Origin of the sequence: Streptomyces pseudovenezuelae, assembly GCF_029892565.1 — a bacterium.
In the GTDB taxonomy this organism is placed as follows: Bacteria; Actinomycetota; Actinomycetes; order Streptomycetales; family Streptomycetaceae; genus Streptomyces; species Streptomyces pseudovenezuelae_A.
On sequence record NZ_JARXVH010000018.1, the window covers coordinates 112,185 to 126,178 of the forward strand.

Consider the following 13,994-nt stretch of genomic DNA (forward strand, 5'->3'; position numbering starts at 1 on the left):
GACAGAACAGGACCCCTCGTGAGACGCCGCAGCCTGCTCGCCCTCGCTCCAGTCGGTCTCGTCAGCGCCTGCGGAGCCATGCCGGGCAGCGGCAGCGGTCGGCGCACGGTCAAGGTCTGGCTGATGAAGGACAGCGCCTCGACGGACTTCGTGCGCGACTTCACCGCCGCGTTCGAACGCGACCACGACGACCTCCGGCTCGACATCCGCATCCAGGAGTGGACCGGCATCGGCGACAAGGTGCAGGCCGCCCTCGACAAGGACACCGGCGACGGACCCGACGTCATCGAGGTCGGCAACACCCAGGTCTCGCAGTACGTGGAGCGCGACCGGCTGCTGGACCTGACGCTGGAGTCGAGACTGCACTGGGGGAGCCGCGACTGGCTGCCCGGCCTCGCCGAACCGGGGCAGTTCATCGGCCACCAGTACGGGATCCCCTGGTACGCCGCCAACCGCGTCGTCATCTACCGCAAGGACCTGTTCCAACGGGCGGGCGTCAAGGCCCCGCCCCGCACCCGCGACGAGTGGCTCGACCTCACCGAGCGGCTCAACTCCGGTGGGAACCAAGGCATTTACCTGGCCGGACAGGACTGGTACACACTCGCCGGCTTCATCTGGGAGGAGGGCGGCGGCCTCGCGGACGACGGGGGCGGCGGTGGCTGGCGGGGAACGCTGGACACCCCGGCGGCCCTGCGCGGGATGGACTTCTACCGGCGGCTGCAGGCGCTCGGCGAGGGGCCGGTCGACGCCGACGAGGAACACCCGCCGCAGGCGGGCGAGTTCGCGAAGGGCCGGGTCGCGCAGATCGTGGCCGTCCCCGGGCTCGCCCGGACCGTGGTCCAGCAGAACCCGGAACTGGAGGGCAAGCTGGGCTTCTTCGCCGTGCCCGGCAAGACGGCCGGCCGACCCGGCGCCGTTTTCACCGGCGGCTCCGACCTCGTCGTACCGAACAACACCCACGACCAGGACGGCGCCGTCGCCGTCGTCGCGGCGCTCGCCGGTGCCCGGTGGAACACCCGGCTGGCCAAGGCGATGAACTACGTGCCCAACAAGAAGTCCCTCGCCAAGGACGTCGCCGACGAGGAGGGGGTCGCCGCCATGGCGGCCGGAGCCGCGCGGGGGCGGGCGACCCCCAGTACGCCTCAGTGGGGTGCCGTCGAGGCGGACAACCCGATCAAGGCGTACATGACCAAGGTGCTCGGCGGGGCCGACCCGGCCACGGAGGCCAAGCGGGCGTCCCGGCGGATCACCGAGGCGCTCAACACCCTGGACTGACTGGACACTTGGGACCGACCGGTCAGCGCGCCACGCTCAGCGACAACGCGAAGCGGCCCTCGTCATCCGTCCACCAGTGGGCCAACTCCAGCCCCGCCGTGGACAGTTCGGCGCGCACACCCTCCTTCCGGAACTTCGCCGAGATCTCGGTGCGCAGCTCCTCGCCCGCACCGAAGTCGACGGCCAGGTCCAGCGCGGGGATCTTCACGGTCTGCTCGGTGCGCGAACGCAGCCGCATCTCGATCCACTCGTTCTCGGCGTCCCACAGCGCGACATGATCGAAGGCGTCGGCGTGGAAGTCGGCGCCCAGCTCGCGGTTGACCACGGTCAGGACGTTCTTGTCGAACGCGGCCGTCACACCGGCCGCGTCGTCGTACGCCCGGACCAGCACCTGCTCGTCCTTGACCAGGTCCGTGCCGAGCAGCAGCGCGTCACCGGGGGACAGCAGCGAGCGGATCGCGGCGAGGAACACGGCCCGCTCGGCCGGCAGCAGATTGCCGATCGTGCCGCCGAGGAACGCCACCAGCCGCGGGCCGGGCGCGTCCGGCAGCGTCAGCGAGGCGGTGAAGTCGGCGATCAGCGCGTGCACTTGGAGGCCCGGGCGCTCGGCGATCAGCGCCTGCCCGGCCTGGGTGAGCGCGCTCTCGCTGACGTCGACCGGGATGTACGTGTCCAGCCCGGTCAGCGCGTCGAGCAGGTAGCGCGTCTTCTCCGAGGAACCGGAGCCGAGTTCGACGAGGGTACGCGCCCCGGTCGCCTCGGCGATCTCCCCGGAGCGGGCGATCAGGATCTCCCGCTCGGCGCGCGTCGGGTAGTACTCGGGCAGCTCGGTGATCTGCTCGAACAGGTCGCTGCCGTGCGCGTCGTAGAACCACTTCGGCGGCAGCGTCTTGGGTGTGCCGGTGAGGCCGCGCAGGACGTCGGCGCGCAGCGCGGCCTCGGTGGCGTCCTCGGGCAGGGTGCGGGTGAGGAGGAAGGGACTCACGAACGGGGCTCCTTCGATGGTGCGGGAGCCGGAGTGTCGTTCGGCTCCTTGAGGGGGGTGAGCAGCACGTCGGTGCGGCCGGCCGACAGCAGGGTGCGGTCGGGGACCTCCTGCCACCGGGAGTCGTCGTCGTAGGGCTCGGACGCCACGACGACGCTGTGGCCGGGCCGCGCGAGATACCAGAGGGTGTCGCCCCAGGCGGTCGCGGCGATGGTCACGCCGTCGGTGAGCAGCAGGTTCAGCCGGGACTCCGGAGCCGCCGCGGCGATCTCCGGGACCGCGTCGGCCAGCGCCTGGCCCATGGAATCGCCGCCGCGCAGCCGGGCCAGGACCAACTCCCACACGAGGGCGGAGTCGTTGCGGGCCTCCAGCGACAGCAGGTCGACCGCGGGCAGGTTCTGGGCCAGGGGCGCGAGCGAGCCCGGCCAGCCCTTGACGGCGCCGTTGTGGCTGAACAGCCAGGGTCCCGCGGCGAACGGCGCCGCCGCGGCCTCCCCGTCCGCACTCGGCACGGTCGCGTCCCGCACGGCGGCGAGCACCGCCCCCGACCTGACCACCCGGGTCAGATCGGCGAAGGACAGGTCGGCCCACACGGGCCCGGCCCGCCGGTACCGGGCCGGCATCGGATCCCCGTCGGCGTACCAACCGACCCCGAAACCATCGGCGTTGACCGTTCCGTACCGCTGCCGACGCGGCTCCCACGACTGCCGGTACAGGCTGTGCGCCGGCTCCACCAGCAGCCGGCCGAGCGGCTCCGGCGGCCCCACGTACGCAAGATGACGGCACATCAGACGTCTCCTGTACGAGCTGTGCGGAACCCGGAGAAGATCTGCCGCCGGATCGGGTAGTCCCAGTTGCGGAACGTGCCCCGGCAGGCGACCTCGTCCACGGCGAACGAACCGCCGCGCAGCACCTTGTACTCCGGCCCGAAGAACACCTCCGAGTACTCCTTGTACGGGAACGCCACGAACCCCGGATAGGGGGTCAGATCGCTCGACGTCCACTCCCAGACGTCGCCGATCAACTGCCGTACCCCGAGCGGCGACTCCCCCGCCGGGTAGCTGCCGGCCGGGGCAGGGCGCAGATGCCGCTGGCCCAGGTTGGCGTGCTCGGGCGCCGGGTCCGCGTCGCCCCACGGATAGCGCATGGTGCGCTCGCCCGCCGGGTCGTAGCGGGCCGCCTTCTCCCACTCGGCCTCGGTGGGCAGCCGGCGCCCGGCCCAGCGGGCGTACGCGTCGGCCTCGTACCAACTCACGTGCAGCACCGGCTCGTTCGGCGGCACCACCTCGGTGACCCCGAAGCGACGGCGCAGCCACTGCTTGCCGTCGCGGCGCCAGAACAGCGGGGCGCGCACGGAGGTACGGCGGATGTGCGCCCAGCCCTCGGGCGTCCACCAGTGCTCGGTGTCGTAGCCGCCGTCCTCGATGAACGCCTGGTAGGCGCCGTTCGTGACGGGGGTCGTGTCGATGTAGAAGGGCTCCACCTCGCGCCGGTGCGCGGGGCGTTCGTTGTCCAGCGCCCAGGGCTCGTCGGAGGTGCCCATGGTGAACGGGCCGCCGGGGACCAGGACTTCGGCCGGACCGGTGAACAGCGGTACCGGGTCCGGGTCCGGGGCGGTCAGGGCCTGCGGGCCCGTCCGGAGCTGATGGGTGATCAGCATCGTCTCGTCGTGCTGCTGTTCGTGCTGCGCGACCATCCCGAAGGCGAAACCCGCCTCGGTGAGCCGCGTGCCGTGGAAGTCCGCGCTCTCCAGCACGTCCATCACCCGCCCGCGCACCTCGGCCGCGTAGCCACGGGCCTCGGCGGGCGGCAGCAGCGGCAGCGAGGGACGTTCGGAACGCGGGTGCTCGAAGGCGTCGTACAGGCCGTCGATCTCGGGACGCATCGCCTCGCGCCCGGCGACGGCCCGCAGCAGCCACAGCTCCTCCTGATTGCCGATGTGCGCGAGGTCCCACACCAGGGGCGACATCAGCGGCGAGTGCTGGGCGGTCAGGTCGGGGTCCTCCACGCAGCTGGTCAGCAGCGTGGTGCGCTCCCGGGCGGTGGTCAGGGTGGTGAGTGCCCGTTCCCGGAGCGACTCGGCGTCGGGGGCGGGGTCGGTCATGTGCGGAGGTCCTTCCCGAGGGCGCGGCTGTCCGTGCCGCGCAGGCGGTCGAGCAGGTCGTCGGCGGGGCAACGGCCCTGGACGACATAGCGGTTGAGATACGCGGCCACCGCGTCCGTGACCGTGGCGTCGGCGCCCAGCCGGGGCAGGGCCTCCAGAGCCGCCACGAAACAGGTCACGGCCGCCTCCCGCAGCTCCGGGTCGGCCAGGCCGTAGCGGGCCGCGTCCACCCACAGCGGATTGTGCGGCGCGGGCCGCCCCACGGCACGCTCGGCCAGCGGCTTCACCGTGCGGTAGGCGGTCTCGGCGGCCTGCGGGTCGTCGAAGAGTGCCGTCGTCACGGCGAGCGGCACGATCCAGCCGTCGTCGCCGGGCTGCGCGTCGATCATCCGCAGCTCCAGATGGCCGCGCGGCCTGACCGGCGGGAACAGCGTCGAGATGTGGTAGTCGAGGTCCTCCCTGGTCGGCGGCCTCGGCGACCCCGACCTGGTCCACTCCCGGAAGGTCAGCCCCTCCGGTACGTCCCACGGCCCGCTGTCCCGTCGTACGCACATCACCGGCGCGTCCAGGACGTGCCGGGCCCAGGATTCGCGCGGTTCGCCCTCCAGCGCGGGCGCGCCCGCGCGGCCCGCGCCGATCTCCGTCCACAGCAGCTGCCGGGTGGAGCGCCAGCCGGTGGGCCGGCGGGTGGCGAGCGGGGAGTTGGCGAAGGCGGCCACCAGGACCGCGCCCAGCTGGTGCGCCAGCCACCAGCGCCGCCCGAGACCGAGCGGTCCCGGCTCCTCGTACCCGGCGTCCAGGCAGACCTGCACGGAGGCCGAGGTGCACATCATGGCGCGGCCGGCCGGGCCCGTACGGTCCAGGCAGGCCTCCATGGCGTCGTAGCGCGGCTCGTGCAGGAACCGGCGCGGAGAGTGCCATGGGTCCTGGCCGACGCCGACGAGGCCGAGATCGTGCCCGGCGAGAGCCGAGCGGACGGCGTCGAGGTCGGCGGAGACGGTGGCGATGCACTCCGTCAGCGAGCCGGCGGGCGGCGAGCTGAGTTCCAGCTGGCCGCCGGGCTCGACGGTGAGCGCCGACTTCAGGGGAACGGTCCGCAGAGCGGCGTAGGCCGCTTCGAGCCGTTCGGGTGTCACGGGGAGCTGCGGGATGCGCAGCTCGTGGACGAGCCATTCCACTTCGACCCCGAGCGTGCGGGGTGGGCCGGTCTTGAAGCAGATGCCCCGGACCAGGGCCTCCACCTCGGCCTCGGTGACCGCGGAGCGAGGCTCCGTACAGTCACTCACCGAATCGGACATATCAGGATCCCTCCTGGAGATTCCACCATGCCACCGCCCCGGCCGGGCGGCCCTCCGGGCGGCAGCGCTCGTCCTACCCAAAACCCTCGTGCCGAATCGCACAAGGGTGCGTACCGGCACGTTCCGGCTCGGCAATCTTTTCCTTCCGGCTGTTTGCCGGTGCTTTCCTGGGCGTTTGCGGGAACGGGAAAACTCCGTTGCGGCGCACCCCCTCCATCGCCCACGATTCCTCCATGAGCACGACGGGGGAACGCGCACGGCACGCGAGGATGGCGCCCACGGGGGTGGCGCCATGAGCGCGCGCCTGCGCGGTCTCGCGCAGCAGACCGAGCAGATCGTGACCGCCGGGTCGTACCGGACCTCCGAGGGGCGCGAGGTGTCCCTGGCCGCAGCGATCGAGACGGCACGGGCCGGCACGCGGATGTACGGGCCGGGGCCTGTGCAGGTGCCCCGGAGCGCTCCGGTCGACACCTTCTTCGAGGTAACGGGCGAGAGCAGCCTGGAGGCCGCCCGCAGGCTCGGCGGCGAGGCGGCCGTCCTGAACTTCGCCTCGGCCCGCAATCCGGGCGGCGGTTTCCTGAACGGCGCGCAGGCGCAGGAGGAGGCCCTGTGCCGCGCCTCCGCGCTGTACACGTGCCTGCTTCAGGCCCGGGAGTTCTACGACCATCACCGCGCCGACCGCGACCCGTTCTACACGGACCGCGTCATCCACTCACCGGCCGTCCCCGTCTTCCGCGACGACCGCGGAGGTTTGCTCGACGAGCCGTACACCACGGGCTTCCTGACCGCCGCCGCACCGAACGCGGGCGTCATCCGCCGACGGACACCGGAGCGGACCGCCGAACTGCCGGCCTCCCTCGCGAGACGGGCCGAGCGCGTGTTGGAGACGGCCGCCGCACAGGGCTGTCGGCGCCTGGTCCTCGGGGCCTGGGGCTGCGGGGTCTTCCAGAACGATCCGGCACAGGTGGCGGGCGCGTTCAGAGCGCTGCTCGGCGCCGACGGCCGGTTCGCGGGGACCTTCGAGCACGTGGTGTTCGGGATCCTGGACCGCACGCCGGGGCATGCGGTCCGAGCCGCCTTCGTACGGGCGTTCCCGGAGCGTCAGCTCCAGCCGTGACCCTTGGGCGTCAGCTCCAGCCGTAGCGCTCCGCCAGCCGGTTGCCCACCAGGTTGAACCGGCCGCGGTCCAGCGCACAGGCCTCGCGGCGCATGCCCTGCTCGTGCAGCCGCAGCACCCGGTCGACGTCGACCCAGGACTCCCGCCCGGACCGGTCCCACGGCCCGCTGCCGATCGGCACCCACTCGCGGTCGCCGTCGTGCCGCTTGCTGGACAGCTGTACGGCGAGCAGGGTGCCGGCCGCCTCACGGGCGACCACGAGCACGGGACGGTCCTTGCCACGGCCGTCGTTCTCTTCGAACGGCACCCACGTCCAGACGATCTCCCCGGGGTCGGGGTCGCCGTCGTGCGCGGGGGAGTACTCGGTGCGGACGCGGCCCACGTTGCGGGCGTCGGCCTCGGTGGTGGCGGTAGGGCCGAAACGGCCGGGGACGTTCTCATCGGTATGCGCAGTCACGGAGGCAGCGTAGAGGGGCCCTCCATGAAGAGGGCCCCCGGGCACGCCTGTCGGGATCAAGGGCGGGCTGTCGGGATCGCGGTCCCGCCGCGCCCCTGCCCCTGTTCCCCTATTCCTCCTTGTCCACCGGCACCTTCTGCGCCGGCGGTGTCGTGACGCCGTTCAGGGCCGAAGTCCCGTTCGGGGCCGAAGTCCCGTTCGGGGCCTGTCCGTTCTGGTTCATCGAGGCGAGCAGCTGCCGGGCGAGTCCAAGGCCGGTACCGCCCATGGTGAGTGCCTTGGCGAGCATGTCGGCCATGCCGTCCGCCCCGTTGAGGACGACCATGTTGTCGACGTTGCCGAAGGCGGACGCGCCCGCCCGCACGATCTCCGGCCAGTTCTCGGCGAGTTGCTGCGCGACCACGGCCTCCTGGTTCTCGGCGAGGGCCGCGGCCCTCGCCTTGATGGCCTCCGCCTCGGCCAGACCCTGGGCCTTGGTGGCCTCGGCCGCCGCGAGACCCTTCGCCTGCACGGCGGCGGCCTCGGCCTCACCGGTCGCCCTGACCCTGGTCGCCTCGGCGGCGGCCGCCAGTTCTGTCTCCCTCGCCTTGGCCTGTGCCCCCGAGATGCGGGCGTCGCGCTCGCCCTCGGCGAGCGTGCGCTTCTCGTAGGCCTTGGCGTCCGCCGGCTTGCGGACGTCCACCTGGAGCTGCTGTTCCCGCCGCTGCGCCTCCAGTTCGGCGACCCGGGTCTCCTGGACCACGACCTCCTGCCGGGCCGCCGCATCGGCGAGCGGACCGGCCTGCTGCGCCTGCGCCGCCGCCTTGTCCCGCTCGGCCTGGTAGCCGGCCTGGAGGATCTCGCTGTCCCGGGTGGCCTCCGCCATCCGCGCGAACGAGGCCTGTTCCGCCTCCGTGGCGAGCCGGTTCGCCTCTGCCTGCGCGATCCGCGCGTCCCGCTGCACGGCCGCCGCATGCGGCATGGCCAGGTTCTTGATGTACCCCGTCGGGTCCTCGATCTCATGGATCTGCAGCGAGTCCACGATCAGACCCAGCTTCTCCATCTCCGTGCCGCAGGCGGCCCGGGTCTGCCCCGTGAGCTTGTCCCGGTCGCGGATCATGTCCTCGACCGTCAACCCGCCCACGATGGACCGGACATGACCGGCGAAGACGTTGTGCACCCGCTCCGCCATCAACTTCTGCTGATCGAGGAAACGCCGGCCCGCGTTGGCGATCGACACGAAGTCGTCGCCGACCTTGAAGATGACCACGCCCCGCACCTTGAGCGGAATGCCCTGGGTGGTCACGCAGTCCACGTGCAGTTCTGTCTCGTTCAGGTCGAGGGAGAGCTTGCGCACCGCCTGCACGCCGGGCAGCACCAGCGTGCCGCGCCCCGTGACGATACGGAATCCCATGCCCGGCTCAAGGCCTTCGGTACGGTGTTTGGAGCCCGAGATGATGAGTGCCTCGTTCGGCTCCGCGACCCGCCACATCGACTTGAACAGACCGATAAGTACGAGAGCGGCGACAACCGCCACCCCCGCTACGACGCCGACAACCATCGGCAACGCCCCCTTTTGATGGTGCCCTTGAAGCACCGAACGAAGGGAGTGTGCGCCTGTACGGCTCAGGGGTGAAGGCGTTGGCCTCTGCTTGTAGCCATCTTGACGCGTAAGGCTCTCACCTGGGGCGGAGCATGCTCAACTGTCGTACGCGGCTGTTACGTAGACCGTCCTGGGCGGCAGGTGCTCGACGACCATGACGACCGTGCCCTGCTCGATCCGATCGGTCCCCGTGGCGGCGTACGCGAGGAAGTGCTCGGCCCCGCCGCGCACTCGGACGATCACCTCGCCTACGAGCCCGGGCCCGACCGTCCCGGTGACCCGCCCCATGAGCCCGACCATCGACGCATCGTCCATGGTCACAGGGTACGGGGCGAACTCGGCTACGCCGCCGGGGAATCCGTGTGCGCCTGCTGCGGCGGCCACGCCTCCTGCCAGCGCAGCTCCGCCTCCAACTGCGCGGCGAGCGAGATCAGCAGCGGCTCGGAGCCGGCCGGGCCGAGCAACTGCGCCCCGACGGGCAGCCCATCGGCGACGAACCCGGCGGGGACATTGACACCGGGCCAGCCCAGCACGTTCCACGGCCAGGCGTACGGACAGGCGGCGATCATCGCGCGGTCCGTGGCGAAGCCGCTCAGCGGCAGCATCGCGCCGACGCGCGGCGGGGGAGCGGCCGTGGTCGGCGCGAGGATCACGTCGTACGACCCGAAGAACCCACCGATACGGCGGTGCTGGACCGTCTCCGCGCGCCGGGCCGCTCGCAGGGGTGCCCCGCCGAGCAGTCGGCCAAGGCGGGCGGCGTCGCGGGTGCGGCGGTCCAGGAGCGCGGGGTGCGGCGCCTCGCGGGCGCGTTCGGCGAGGCCGACGGTGGCGCGCGGGATGAAGGCGAGCCCGATCTGTCCGTACGGGGGATCGGCCTCCTCGACGACATGCCCCAACGCGCTGATCCGCTCGGCGAGTTGGAGGATCCGGGCGCGTACCTCCGGTTGGAGGCGGGCGGGCAGGGCGGTGAAGGGCGGCTTGAGGGAGAGTGCGATGCGCAGCCGCCCGGGTTCGCGTCCCGCGGCCTCGGAGGCGTTGATGGTCTCGGGTCGGTGCGGGTCGTGCGCGTGGTTGCCGCTCGCCGCGTCGAGGAGGAGGGCCGCGTCCGCGACCGTGCGGGCCAGTGTGCCGTTGACGGTGATGCCCTGGAAGGACTCGCCGCGCGGCCAGGTGGAGATGCGGCCGCGCTGCGGCTTGATGCCGACGAGGTGGGTCCAGGAGGCCGGGATCCGTACCGATCCGGCGCCGTCCGAGCCGAGCGCGGCGGGTACGAGACCGGCGGCGACGGCCGCGGCCGCCCCGCCGGAGGAGCCGCCGGGGGAGTGCTCCGGGTGCCAGGGGTTGCGGGTGGCGCCGAACGCGGGGCCCTCGGTGAAGGGCCACTGCCCGAACTCGCAGGTGTTGGTCTTGCCGATGACGATGGCGCCGGCCGCGCGCAACCGCCGTACGGCTTCGCCGTCTTGGGCGATCGGCGGGAACTCGCCCTCGCAGCCGAACGCGGTCGGCTCGCCGGCCACGTCCGTGTCGTCCTTGACGGCCACGGGCACACCGAGCAGCGGTTTGCGCACCCCGGCGGCCAACTCCTCGTCGGCGGTGTCGGCTTCGGCGAGGGCGGCCCGACTCCGCACGATGCGGAAGGCGTTGAGGGACGTCTGCGAGGCCTCGATGCGGGCAAGTGCCTGCTCGACCAGCGTCCGGGCGGTCACTTCCCCTGCGGCCAACGCGCGGGCGGACTCGGCGAGGCCTGCGGAACGGTCGAGCGTCATGGGGGACACCTCCGGAAGCGCGGCACGGTCTACCGAACAGTAACGTCCGGCGGGGTGGAGCGGTGCGAGACGCGGTACAGGGTGCGGTACGGGATGTCGAACGTCCCTTGCAGTGGGCGGAGTTGAAGGCGAAACACAGGATTCACACAGAGGTCATCCAGCCGTGCTCAATCCATTGACGTGCACCTGCCCCACGCCTACTTTCTGACCGACTTGCCGAACTGTGTTCGAAATAACGGACGTTGGCGCATTCGGTTGATCAAGGAGCCGCACGTGACCCCTCGTCCCGCCCCCTCCCGCCGCACCCTGCTGCGCGCGATGGCCGCCCTGCCCGCCTCGGCGTTGATCCTGGGCGAGGCCCCCGGCCCGCTCGGCACGGCGCTCGCCGCCGCCCCGGCGAGCGGCTCCGCGACGCACTACACCATCGTGCCGTTCCTCAACGGCGACGACGGCACGGTGAACGTCTACCAGTCCGACGACGCCACCGACTTCCGGCTCCTGAAGGCCTCCGCCTACACGCCGCCCAGCAACAGGATCCGCGACGCCAGCGTCTTCAAGCACACCGACGGCTACTACTACGTCACCTACACCACGCACACCTGGCAGGACGTCTCCACCACCATCGGCTTCGCGCGCAGCGCCGACCGGGCCAACTGGACCTTCCTGTACGACTACACGGTCCCGATCACCGGCCTGTCCCGGGCGTGGGCGCCCGAGTGGTTCGTCGACAGCGACGGCAGCGTGAACGTCATCGTGTCCTGCTCGCTCACCAGCGACGAGTGGATCTTCACGCCGTACCGGCTCAGGGCGACCAGCTCCGCTCTCACGGCGTGGAGTTCGCCGGTCGCGCTGTCCGGCATCGGCTCGAACCATATCGACACGTACATCGTGAAGGTCGGCTCGACGTACCACGCCTTCACCAAGAACGAGACGGCGAAGTACATCGAGTACGGCACGGCCGCCGGCCTCACCGGTCCCTACACGATCTCGAAGACCGGCGACTGGGCCGGCTGGGGCAGCTACCGCGAGGGCCCGTCCGTGATCCAGCTCGACAACGGCGGCTGGCGCATCTTCTTCGACGGCTATGGCGACGGCACCTACTACTACAGCGACAGCTACGACACCTTCGCCACCTGGTCCGTCCCCAAGGCCCTGCCGTCCGTCTCCGGCACGGCCCGCCACTTCACGGTCATCAAGGAGGCGGTCTCGGGCGGCCCGGCCCTCGCGACGAACGTCTCCCGCTCCCTTCGGTCCGCGAACTACACCACTCGCTACTGGCAGGAGCAGTCCGCCCTGCTCAACCTCCCCGTCGTCACCAGCGCCGGCACCAGCGCCGAGAAGCAGGCGTCCACCTTCACGGTGGTCCCCGGCCTCGCGGACGCCAACGCCTTCTCCTTCCGCGACACCGCCGGCAACTACCTCCGCCACTACGACTTCCGCGGCCGCTTCGACACCAACAACGGCACGTCGACGTTCGCCAAGGACGCCACGTTCATCGCCCGCACGGGCACGTCGTCGACCGCCGTCCGCTTCGAGTCGTACAACTACCCCGGGTACTACCTGCGGCACTACAACTACCAACTGCGCGTGGAACTGACCGATGGGACAGACCTGTTCAGGCAGGACAGTTCGTTCGTGCCCGTGACCTCCTGGGCCTGACCTGCACCCCTGTTGACCTGGGGCGGAGCGGTGGCGACTGCGGAGTATTTCCCTCCACTTCCCTGGATTGACGGGGTGGCCCGTTCCGGTGTTGCCGATCGGGTTCACGCGTGCGGTGTGTACCCGCGGCCTCTGGCCGGCCTCACACCGAGAACTCGCGTATCACCGTGTTGCGGAACACCGCACTGCCGCCGATCGTGAACAGTGCGAGCCGGGTGTCCAGCAGGTACGGGAACACCTGGCTGGTGTGCACGTAGCGGCCGTCGTCGACGAACATCTCCACCGACGTGCGGTCCACCAGGATGCGCAGCTTCACCGTGCCGGCGGACGGGTCGAACGGGGTGTGGCTCTCCTGCCACTTGCCGGACGTGTCGGCGTTCACCGTGTTGCGCCGGTTGAGGAAGGCGTAGTCGCCGTAGATGCCGGCGTCGATGTGCCGACCGCCGCTAGGTGAGCGTCTCAACTGGAGCCCGGCGCCGGTGAGTTGGGACCAGGTGAGCTCGGTCGTCACCTCGTAGGAGATACCGGTGTAGTCGAGCACCTTCGTGCCGTCCACGGTCACGTCGCCCAGGTTCACGGTGCGGGAGACATGCGAGTCGAGGCCGGCGACGGGCTGGGAGGCGAGGTAGTAGGTGCCGTTGGATGCCTTCTTCAGGGTGATCTCGCGGACGATGGAGTCGGTGCCGTTGAAGCCGTCGCAGTCGATGGTGGGAGTGGTGTCGGCGTAGTCCCAGTTGTTCACCCATCCGATCGCGTACCGGGCGGCCGCGTCCACCGCACCGCTCGCGTCCCGCTTCTCGAAGGTGACGGCGCCGTACCAGTCCCAGCCGTGGTCGAGCCACTGCGGGTCACTCGCATCGGCCGTGAACGCGCTGCCGTCGAAGGAACCCGTCCAGTAGGCGTACGTGTTGGGCAGCCCCGAGCTCTTTCCGTTGGCACTCACGCCGAGGATCCATTTCACGGTGCCGTCGCCGGCGGTGATGCGGAACAGGTCGGGGCACTCCAGGACGCCGATGCCGTCGTGGACGAAACCGTTCACGTACGTCCAGGACTTGAGGTCGTCGGAGTGGTAGAAGCCGATCTTGTCGTTCTCGGCGAGGGCCATCACCCAGCGGCCCCGGTCCTCGTCGCGGATCACCTTGGGGTCGCGGAAGTCGGCGACGCCGGGGTTGGGCAGGACGGGGTCGGTCCCGTAGTTGTCGAAGGTGAGACCGCCGTCGGTCGAGTAGTACAGGAACTGCTCCTGGTGGTCGGTGCCGCCGCCGGGGGACATGGTGACGATGACGACGACCGCGCCCGCGCCGAATCCGGCCGTGTTTCCGGTGTCGACCACCGCCGACCCCGACCAGAGATCGCCGTTGGGCGTGGTGTCCTTGGGCACGGCGACCCCGCGGTCGGTGAAGGAGACCAGGTCCTTGGTGGTGGCCAGGCGCCACGCGGTGCCGACGTCGCCGGTGAAGTAGTCGGCGTTGTAGAGGTAGTAGTAGTGGTACTCGCCGTCGATCCAGACGGGCCGCTGCGGGTCGTTCTTCCACTGGTCGGGGACCGTGAAGTGGTACGCGGCGCGGTAACTCGCCCCGCTCGTCGCGGAGTTGGCCGTGTTCTTGGCCGCGGCGCCGGGCTTGGGCTTCGGGGCGGCCGTGGCGGTTCCGGTGGGCAGCAGCGCGGCGGCGGTGCCCGCCGCCGATCCCGCGAACAGTGATCTCCTGGAAAGCCCCGATGTTCCGGGCATGACGCATCGTTCCTCTCGT

Annotated in this window: 12 protein-coding genes; 3 read left to right on the forward strand and 9 right to left on the reverse strand. The window is 71.1% G+C overall.

What is annotated here, in order from left to right; translation table 11 throughout:
- The first annotated feature begins 78 nt into the window (after positions 1–78).
- Positions 79–1,275, forward strand: a complete 1,197-nt coding sequence (locus M2283_RS40325; protein WP_280881578.1) for an extracellular solute-binding protein — start codon at positions 79–81, stop codon at positions 1,273–1,275.
- A 22-nt stretch (positions 1,276–1,297) separates the two neighbouring features.
- Here M2283_RS40325 and egtD read toward each other — a convergent pair whose 3' ends face one another.
- From egtD to egtA, 4 genes are read right to left on the reverse strand one after another with little or no spacing between them, the layout of a single operon-like run.
- On the reverse strand, positions 1,298–2,260 hold the full coding sequence (gene egtD / locus M2283_RS40330; RefSeq protein WP_280881519.1) for an L-histidine N(alpha)-methyltransferase: 963 nt from the start codon (positions 2,258–2,260) through the stop codon (positions 1,298–1,300).
- Entirely contained in the window at positions 2,257–3,048 is a 792-nt protein-coding gene (egtC, locus tag M2283_RS40335; protein WP_280881520.1) for an ergothioneine biosynthesis protein EgtC, read from the reverse strand. The genes egtD and egtC overlap by 4 nt, the downstream gene beginning before the upstream one ends.
- The gene (gene egtB / locus M2283_RS40340; protein WP_280881521.1) at positions 3,048–4,364 is read right to left on the reverse strand and encodes an ergothioneine biosynthesis protein EgtB; all 1,317 of its coding nucleotides are present in this window, start codon (positions 4,362–4,364) and stop codon (positions 3,048–3,050) included. The genes egtC and egtB overlap by 1 nt, the downstream gene beginning before the upstream one ends.
- Positions 4,361–5,662: an ergothioneine biosynthesis glutamate--cysteine ligase EgtA gene (gene egtA, locus M2283_RS40345; RefSeq protein WP_280881522.1), complete on the reverse strand. Its 1,302-nt coding sequence runs from the start codon at positions 5,660–5,662 to the stop codon at positions 4,361–4,363. Before egtA ends, egtB begins: the two co-directional genes overlap by 4 nt.
- Positions 5,663–5,954: 292 nt before the next feature.
- Here egtA and M2283_RS40350 point away from each other — a divergent pair, with 292 nt between their 5' ends.
- A complete protein-coding gene (locus tag M2283_RS40350) occupies positions 5,955–6,779 on the forward strand; it encodes a TIGR02452 family protein (RefSeq protein ID WP_280881523.1) in 825 nt (274 codons plus the stop codon).
- 10 nt (positions 6,780–6,789) lie between these two features.
- Here M2283_RS40350 and M2283_RS40355 read toward each other — a convergent pair whose 3' ends face one another.
- From M2283_RS40355 to M2283_RS40370, 4 genes are all read right to left on the reverse strand, one after another.
- On the reverse strand, positions 6,790–7,236 hold the full coding sequence (locus tag M2283_RS40355) for a type II toxin-antitoxin system PemK/MazF family toxin (protein ID WP_280881524.1): 447 nt from the start codon (positions 7,234–7,236) through the stop codon (positions 6,790–6,792).
- Positions 7,237–7,345: 109 nt separating this feature from the next.
- Positions 7,346–8,776: a flotillin family protein gene (locus M2283_RS40360; RefSeq protein ID WP_432423193.1), complete on the reverse strand. Its 1,431-nt coding sequence runs from the start codon at positions 8,774–8,776 to the stop codon at positions 7,346–7,348.
- Positions 8,777–8,914: 138 nt separating this feature from the next.
- Positions 8,915–9,133, reverse strand: a complete 219-nt coding sequence (locus tag M2283_RS40365; protein ID WP_280881526.1) for a hypothetical protein — start codon at positions 9,131–9,133, stop codon at positions 8,915–8,917.
- A gap of 26 nt (positions 9,134–9,159) precedes the next feature.
- Positions 9,160–10,584 (reverse strand): amidase, encoded by a 1,425-nt coding sequence (locus M2283_RS40370; protein ID WP_280881527.1) that lies wholly within the window; start codon positions 10,582–10,584, stop codon positions 9,160–9,162.
- A 318-nt stretch (positions 10,585–10,902) separates the two neighbouring features.
- Here M2283_RS40370 and M2283_RS40375 point away from each other — a divergent pair, with 318 nt between their 5' ends.
- Entirely contained in the window at positions 10,903–12,243 is a 1,341-nt protein-coding gene (locus M2283_RS40375; protein ID WP_280881579.1) for an AbfB domain-containing protein, read from the forward strand.
- 142 nt (positions 12,244–12,385) lie between these two features.
- Here M2283_RS40375 and M2283_RS40380 read toward each other — a convergent pair whose 3' ends face one another.
- Entirely contained in the window at positions 12,386–13,975 is a 1,590-nt protein-coding gene (locus M2283_RS40380; protein ID WP_280881528.1) for a glycoside hydrolase family 32 protein, read from the reverse strand.
- Between the last annotated feature and the right edge of the window lie 19 nt (positions 13,976–13,994).

Excerpts from the sequence above, each read along its gene's own strand:
- M2283_RS40325 (WP_280881578.1), top strand. The coding sequence starts at position 79 with ATGCCGGGCAGCGGCAGCGGTCGGCGCACGGTCAAGGTCTGGCTGATG.
- egtC (WP_280881520.1), bottom strand. The coding sequence starts at position 3,048 with ATGTGCCGTCATCTTGCGTACGTGGGGCCGCCGGAGCCGCTCGGCCGG.
- egtB (WP_280881521.1), bottom strand. The coding sequence starts at position 4,364 with ATGACCGACCCCGCCCCCGACGCCGAGTCGCTCCGGGAACGGGCACTC.
- egtA (WP_280881522.1), bottom strand. The coding sequence starts at position 5,662 with ATGTCCGATTCGGTGAGTGACTGTACGGAGCCTCGCTCCGCGGTCACC.
- M2283_RS40350 (WP_280881523.1), top strand. The coding sequence starts at position 5,955 with ATGAGCGCGCGCCTGCGCGGTCTCGCGCAGCAGACCGAGCAGATCGTG.
- M2283_RS40360 (WP_432423193.1), bottom strand. The coding sequence starts at position 8,776 with ATGGTTGTCGGCGTCGTAGCGGGGGTGGCGGTTGTCGCCGCTCTCGTA.
- M2283_RS40365 (WP_280881526.1), bottom strand. The coding sequence starts at position 9,133 with ATGGACGATGCGTCGATGGTCGGGCTCATGGGGCGGGTCACCGGGACG.
- M2283_RS40370 (WP_280881527.1), bottom strand. The coding sequence starts at position 10,584 with ATGACGCTCGACCGTTCCGCAGGCCTCGCCGAGTCCGCCCGCGCGTTG.
- M2283_RS40375 (WP_280881579.1), top strand. The coding sequence starts at position 10,903 with ATGGCCGCCCTGCCCGCCTCGGCGTTGATCCTGGGCGAGGCCCCCGGC.
- M2283_RS40380 (WP_280881528.1), bottom strand. The coding sequence starts at position 13,975 with ATGCCCGGAACATCGGGGCTTTCCAGGAGATCACTGTTCGCGGGATCG.